Annotated in this window: 4 protein-coding genes; 2 read left to right on the top strand and 2 right to left on the bottom strand. The window is 65.1% G+C overall.

What is annotated here, in order from left to right:
- Positions 1–103: 103 nt before the first annotated feature.
- Complete coding sequence (locus GKC30_RS14740) at positions 104–2611, bottom strand: cytochrome ubiquinol oxidase subunit I (RefSeq protein WP_155935739.1); 2508 nt, start codon at positions 2609–2611, stop codon at positions 104–106.
- Positions 2612–2614: 3 nt separating this feature from the next.
- Positions 2615–3661 carry a hypothetical protein gene (locus GKC30_RS14735; protein WP_155935738.1) on the bottom strand — a complete coding sequence of 349 codons (1047 nt, stop codon included), beginning with the start codon at positions 3659–3661 and terminating at the stop codon, positions 2615–2617.
- 203 nt (positions 3662–3864) lie between these two features.
- Between GKC30_RS14735 and GKC30_RS14730 the strand changes: the two genes are divergently transcribed.
- Both GKC30_RS14730 and GKC30_RS14725 read left to right on the top strand, forming a co-directional pair.
- Complete coding sequence (locus tag GKC30_RS14730) at positions 3865–6039, top strand: methyl-accepting chemotaxis protein (protein WP_155935737.1); 2175 nt, start codon at positions 3865–3867, stop codon at positions 6037–6039.
- A gap of 125 nt (positions 6040–6164) precedes the next feature.
- Complete coding sequence (locus tag GKC30_RS14725) at positions 6165–6935, top strand: type III pantothenate kinase (protein WP_155935736.1); 771 nt, start codon at positions 6165–6167, stop codon at positions 6933–6935.
- Positions 6936–7303 lie beyond the last annotated feature (368 nt).

Genomic DNA, 7303 nt, shown 5'->3' with positions numbered 1-7303 from the left:
GGGGTCCAGGGGGAAGGGGGGAGGGACAACCCTTTTCAAAGGGTTTCCCTCTCCCCTTCCCCCTGGCCGCCGGAGGCATTCCTCTCCCCTCTCCGCTCCTCTCCTATTCCACGCCCATGCCGGGGTGGTGGGCGGCGTCTTCCATGTCGAACAGGTGGCAGGCCGAGCAGGAGCCGTTTGCGCCGATGGTTTGCGGTTTGCCGGTGTATTGCGCAGGCTGGATCGAGTCGCGCTCGGTGGCCGGGTGGATGGCGTGGGGTGCGCCGTGGCAGGCTGCGCAGTAAACAGCGCCCAGCTCGTCACGCCGGGTGGAGAAAAGCCCGGCCGGGCTTTCGGCATTGAAGGCGTCCGTGGTCTCCGGGGCGGCGAAGTCCCTGTGGCAGGTCAGGCAGTCGGGTTCGTTCTGCCAGGGGGTGCGCGGGTCGATGGCCTCGCGAGAGCCGGTGGAGCGCGGCGAGAGCAGTGCCAGGAGCTTTTGGGCGCCGGATTTGCCTGCGGCCTGTTCTGCCCTGAGCAGGGCGATGGCGAAGTCCTCCATCTGGCCGTGGCAGTCGGCGCAGTCGAGTCCGACCTCGTCGTGGAGACCGCGCAGGGTGTTTTGCGGGTGGCACTTGAGGCAGGAGTCGTCGGCCTCGCGCCCGGCAAGATAGACGGCGTGGGAGCCGTGGATGGCGGCCGAAAGGTTGGGCCGGTCGCCTGCGCCCCGGGCGTTCTGGATCGGGTCGTCGTGGCATTCCACACAGAGAATCGGGCCTTTTTTGGCGCGGGCCACATGGTCGGTGTTGTTCATGCGGTCGTGCACGGCCAGGATGTTGTCGGCCGTGGCCGTGGATATGCCCGAGCCGTCGTGCGCCCAGTCGCCGCCGTGGCAGTTGCGGCAGCCCATCTGGTCGCTTACGGGCAGGGCCACTCGGGTGACGGCCAGGATATGGCCGTCGCGGTCGCGGGCCTCGATGGTGGCCATGGGCAGCGGGTTGAAGACGCCGTCCGCGTAGGGGCGGATGTTCAGGGTCGCCTCGAAGCGGCCGCCGTCCTCATGCGGGCTGAGGGAGCCGGTCAGGGTTTTGCCCTCGACGCCGGGGTCCACGGCATAGGTCAGGGTCACGTCGTCAGTGACCACCTCGGGCAGCAGATCGCGCAGGATGAGCTGGGCGCGCAGGGTGATGGCCGGGGGCAGGAGGGTCCAGCGGTCGGTCTGGGCAAAGAAGGCCATGCCCTGGTCGGTCCAGGCCAGCAGGACATGGGTGTCCTCGTCCGGGTCGAAGGGCGCGGCCTCGGCGGGCCCTGGGAGCGGAATCACCGTGGAGGCCAGGGGCGGATTGCCGTTGAGTTCCTCGGCGATGTAGGATGCCAGGGTTGCGCGTTCGGCGGCCGTGCCGATGAAGGGGGGCATGTAGGGATTGAGTTTGCCCATGCCGGTGAGAAACGCGTCCATGCCGTCAGTGTCGTACATGGCGGTTCGTTTGCGGATGTCGTTCATGGGTCCGCCGATGGAGTGGCAGGCCGAGCACTGAAGCTGGTAGAGGAAGGCCCCGGCCTCCATGCGGTTTTCGTCCGTGATGCCGTCGCGCAGGGTTGGCGGGGTCCATCTGGCCCGGGCCAGGGCACCGTCCCGGTTGATGGCTGCGGCGTGGGATTTGATGATGGAGTTGGAGTAGGCGTAGTCCCAGATCAGGTAGGGTTTGCGCCCGGCCTCTCGGATGAACTCGAAGGAGCCGAAGAGGCCGAGCCCGGCCATGAGCACGGCCATGGCCAGGGGGAATGTCATGCGCCGGGGCATCTTCAGGGCCATGATCAGCCCGCCCATGAGGGTCAGCCCGGCGAAAAGCCAGAACCAGTTCATGAACCCGGCCACCCGGTGGGACTTGAGCAGCATCATTTCGTGCTGGGCGGCGGGCAGGGAGGCCACGTACCAGAATCCGGTGGCCACCACGGCCAGCACGCCCGCGATGGTCCAGGCCGAGCAGGAGCGCAGCACGCTGATACGTGTTTCCTCGTCCAGGATGCGCGTGGCCGTGACAAAGCCGAAGAGCCCGGCGCAGGCGGCCGAGAAGAAGGAGCGGAAGACCAGGGCGGACCAGAAGGTGGGATTGAAGAAGCCGTCCCAGAAATCCTTGGTCTGGAGCCAGTCGCCTGGGGTGAGCATGAAGCCCACGATGCCGTTGATGAGGAACAGGGAGAACCAGCCGAAGATGAAGTAGATGTAGCCGACCATGAGGTGGTCGCGCCGGTTCATGGTGTCCCAGGTGTAGTAGTAGATGATCAGGGCGACGATTTCGCCAGTGAAACAGACCCATTCTGCCGCCCAGGCAAAGACGAAGTTGTGGATAAGGGTGATGGTGGCCTGGGGCGCCAGCAGGGCGATGGTGAACCAGATGGCCACGCCCGACACTGCGCCGAAGGCCATGGTCAGCAACAGGAAGAAGCGGCTGTGCTTCTTGGCGTATTCAAGGAGGTGCGGGTTGCCTGTGCGGTAGGCGGCCTGCTCCGTCAGGACCAGGAAGAGGCCGCCGCCGATGGCGAAATGGGCCACGTAGACGTGCAGCGTGGCAATGAGGGCGATCCAGAAGCCGCCGCCAAGGGTGGTCAGTTGCCAGATGGGATATTCCATGGGTTACGCCCTCCCCTCTCGCGACTTGAAGTAGAGCTTGAGCATGTAGGCCATGGCCGCCACTCCGGCCACCAGGAAGACGGCGAAGAGCAGAACAGGCGAATACTGGCCCGTGACCGGGGTGTCCTTGATATTGAACCACGGGGCGAGGAACAGGGTGCGCAGCCAGTGGCGGGTCAGGCTCATGAAGAAGACCGTGAGCACGGCCCAGACCGTGGCCTGGATCGGCTGCTTGCGGAATCCGGCGGCCAGGAGCATGCCCGCGCAGCCCAGCCCGGCCACGAGGGTCAGAGTGGCCGGAAGGCTGCCGCCCAGGAAGGCAAGCAGGATGTCCGGGGGCAGGGAGACGAGAAACCACAGGCCGATGCCAAGGTTGACCAGGGTGGCCCGGTTCAGCCAGCGCATGCCGACCTCGACAAAGGCGTCGTTTTTGCCCCATCGGCCGAGCAGGGCCACGAAGAGCCCGCCCACGGCCGCCGCGCCGACCATGAAATGCAAAAAGCGCGGATACAGGGTGGGGTCGCCGAAGTTGAGGACCGCAGCCCCCGTCTTCTCGAAATACTGGGGCCAGAATTCCGGCCGCAGCATCAGGGTCATGTTGGTGGTCAGCATCAGGGCCACATAGAGGGTTCCGACCAGGGAGACGGCCAGGAGGGCGGTGCGCCGTCCGGGGCTCAGGGCGTCGTGGCCGAATTTGTAGGCGTAGAATCCGTAGTAGGCGAGCATCAGGGCGGCGATCACCGCCAGCCACCAGCCGCCCATGAGCACGGAGCTGACGTAGTCGAACTGCCCGTAGTTGACCTGGAGGAAGAGGAGCGGGGCCACGCCCAGATTGATGGTCAGGGCCAGCAGGGGCGGCGCCTTTTTGCCCACCTCCCGGGCCAGTCCGCTGTCGCCCCGCATGGCGTGGACCAGGCCGATGGCCGCCGAGCCCACCAGGGCGTTCATGAACAGGATGTGCGCCGTGAAAGTGGTCACGAGCAGCAGATCGAACCATGCCCAGTGGATGGGGATGGGCTCGGCCAGGGGGATGAGGGATGCCGGATTCATGAGCATATCTCCTTTGGAGTCCAATGGTAAACCATATACGCATCTCTAGCCAGCGGCAAGGGGGGATGACTTGCTTTCGATTTGGCCCCGAACCCGTGAATGTTGTGAAACGTGTTGTATAAACAAGTGGTTCCGTGTACCGTGGTCTTGTGTGGAGAATCTGGAACAGGTTTATACGTATCACATGACCAAACGGGGGGCACATGACAATCGGAACGCGAATGACCGTGCTCGGGGCGACGCTGATCGGCCTGACCACTGCTGGAATACTGGGTATTCTTCTCTGGAAAAGCGCGATGGTGGCCGCGACGCTGACGGATTCCTTCAACGAACAGGCCGGGAGCGAGATAGGCGTGGCAGTGGCCGACGCCCGCAACCTGCTGGCAACGCAGCACGCCACTCTGGTGCGGCAGCTGGAGAACGACATGCGCGTTCTTCAGGACATCGCGGCCCGGGGTGGGTCCATCGGTCTGCTCGACGAGCGGGTGAACTGGGAGGCGGTCAACCAGGTGTCGGGCGAGCGGCGCACCGTGTCGCTGCCGGGTATGGCCCTTGGCGGCCGGTGGTTCGGTCAGAACAGCGATCCGAACACGCCCACGCCCATGGTGGACGAGATCATGGCCCTGACGGGCACCACCTGTACCGTGTTTCAGGCCATGAACGAGCAGGGCGATCTGCTGCGCGTGGCCACCAACATCCTTGGCTCCAACGGACGACGCGCCGTGGGCACCTATATCCCGGGGTCAAGCCCGGTGGCCAGGGCGGTCATGGCTGGCGAGACCTATCGGGGCACGGCCTTTGTGGTCAACGCCTGGTACCTGACCCAGTACCGGCCCATCAGGAACGGCGCGGGCAAGGTCATCGGCTGTCTGTATGTGGGCATTCCCCAGGAGGGGGTGGAGGAGTTGCGCCAGGGCTTCCGGTCCGTGGTCATCGGCGCGAGCGGCGCCCTGACCGTGGCTGGCGGGTCGGGCGATGGCCGCGGCGTTGTCAGGATGCACCGTGAGGCCCGCTTCGAGGGTACCAGCCTGCTTGATGTGCGCGATGCGGCCGGCAAGGCTGTCTATGCCGAACTGATCGACGAGGCTCGGAGCGCCGGGGGTACGCCTGTGTCCAGGTCGGTGCACCTGACTGAGCCGGGCGCCTCGGCCCCGCGTGACATCTACCTCACCGCCGCCTATTTCGCCCCGTGGGACTGGGTCATCATCGGCACCGGCTATGTGGAGGAGTTCATGGCGGGCAAGCGGGCCGTGGACGCGGCCCTGACCGAGAGCAAGATATGGTCCGCCGGGGTGGGCCTGTTCATGCTGGTGGCGGCCATCCTCGTCACCCTGTATTTTTCCCGGGTCATCAGCGCTTCCATCGGCCGGGTGGTGGCGGCCATGAACAGCGTCAACAGCGGGGATCTTTCCCTTGAGCGGCTGCCTGTGCACGAGCGCGGCCCGCGCGACGAGCTGGAGGAGCTGGCCGCAGCCCTCAACTCCATGGGCGAGGTGCTGCGCCGGGTGGTCGACTCCGTGCAGGACGGGGCCGAGAATGTGGCCCAGGGCAGCGCGGCCCTGGCCGGAACCTCGCAATCCCTGTCCGAGGGAGCGGCCAATCAGGCCAGCGCCGTGGAGGAGGTTTCGGCTTCCATGGAAGAGATGACTTCCAACATTGAGCAGAACACGGAGAACGCCCGCCAGACCGAAAAAATCGCCCGGCAGGCCGCCGACGACGCCCGCCAGGGCGGCGAGTCCGTGGGCCGGACCGTGGAGGCCATGCGCCTGATCGCGGACAAGATAGCCATCATCGAGGAGATCGCCCGGCAGACCAATCTGCTGGCGCTCAACGCGGCCATTGAGGCGGCCAGGGCCGGGGAACACGGCAAGGGTTTCGCCGTGGTGGCGGCCGAGGTGCGCAAGCTGGCCGAGCGCAGCGGTGTGGCCGCGGCCGAGATCAGCGAGCTTTCGGGCAACAGCGTGGCCATTGCCGAGCAGGCGGGGCGGATGCTGGAGAAGATGGTTCCGGACATCACCCGCACCGCCGAACTGGTGCAGGAGATCGCCGCTGCCAGCGCGGAGCAGTATTCCGGCGGCAGCCAGATCAAGGCCGCAATTATCGAACTCGATCGCGTGGTGCAGCAGAACACGGCCGAAGCCGAGCAGGTGGCCGCAGCCTCAGAGGAGTTGGCGGGTCACGCCGCCCAGGTGCGTGAGGCCATTGATTATTTCCATCTGGGCAAGGGCCGGGTCGACAGGGGTGCGCGGGTTGCGGCCCGGCCAGCCGTCAGGAGCGCCGCCCCAGGGCTGCCTGCCGGAAAGGGCGCCGTGGCCAAGTCCCGGCCGCTGCCTGCTGTCTCCGCGGGCGAAGACCCTGGCGATTTCGAGCGCTTCTAGCGCCTTTATCCAACGCAGCGGCCCGCGCTCCCGCCATGAAGGCAGGGGCGCGGGCCTTGCCATTTGTGGGCAAACAGGTAGACAATGCGCCAAACCCCGCTGGCAAAGCGGCCAAGGAGGCAGCCATGGGAACCGTTCTGCTCGCGGATGCGGGCAATACCAACACCAAGATATGTCTGGCCGATGACGCGGGCCTGGGCGAAAGCTACACCCTGCCCACCCGCCCGGCCAACACCGACGACGACTGGGGAATCAAGATTGAAGCCATCCTGAACCGCGAGGGCGTGGAGCCGAGGAGCGTGGAGGCGTGCGTCATTTGCTCGGTGGTTCCGCCGCTTGATCCGCTGTTTCTGCGCATGGCCCGCCGGTTTCTCGGCTGCGAGGCGGTCTTTGTCGGGCGCGATCTGCCCATTGACCTGACCAACGAATACGCCCGGCCCGAGCAGACCGGCGCGGACATCCTGGTGGGCTGCCTGGCGGCCCGGCTCACCTATGACGCGGAAAATCTCGTGGTCATCGACTTCGGCACCGCCACCACCCTGGCCTGCGTCATGGGTAACGCCTTCAAGGGCGGCCTCATCTGCCCGGGGGTGCTCTCGTCCAGAACGGCCCTGGCCACCGGCACTTCCAAACTGCCCAGTGTCGACCTCAGGGTGGAAAGCGACATCCTCACCTGGGGCACAAGCACCGAAGAGTGCCTCAATCGGGGGCTTGTCTTTGGTTTTGCGTCCATGATTGACGGCCTTGTCGCCAAGCTCTCGGCGCGGATGGCCGATCCCTTTGTGGTGGCAACCGGCGGGCTGTCGCGCACCATTGCCCAGGTGGCCGGGTCCATTGATGAGCTGCGCCCGGATTTGGTCATGGAAGGACTGTGGATGGCTTATTACAACAGATAGCAGACCGTTGAAAAATCAAAACATGGAGGCTGTTCAAAAAAGGTGAGATGCCAGGCGCGAAAAAAGTTCAAGGCCGAAGCGTACTTCCTGTACGCGAGGGTTTGATTCGCACCGTCCTGGTGCTCACCCCTTCGGGGCGTCGGCAGGAGCCGACGTTCAAATCCGCTGTCCTGCGGATTTGTGAGCTTTTTGAATAAGTTCTCTGTACGGCTCGAAGACTCGCCTACAGTCACTTCGCCTTGGCATAAGTTCTCTGTACGGCTCGAAGACTCGCCTACAGTCACTTCGCCTCGGCATAAGTTCTCTGTACGGCTCGAAGACTCGCCTACAGTCACTTCGCCTCGGCATAAGTTCTCTGTACGGCTCGA

Origin of the sequence: Pseudodesulfovibrio alkaliphilus (assembly GCF_009729555.1) — a bacterium.
Lineage (GTDB): Bacteria > Desulfobacterota > Desulfovibrionia > Desulfovibrionales > Desulfovibrionaceae > Pseudodesulfovibrio > Pseudodesulfovibrio alkaliphilus.
The sequence above is the reverse complement of the archived record's forward strand: the minus strand, read 5'-3'. Positions and strand labels throughout refer to the sequence as shown.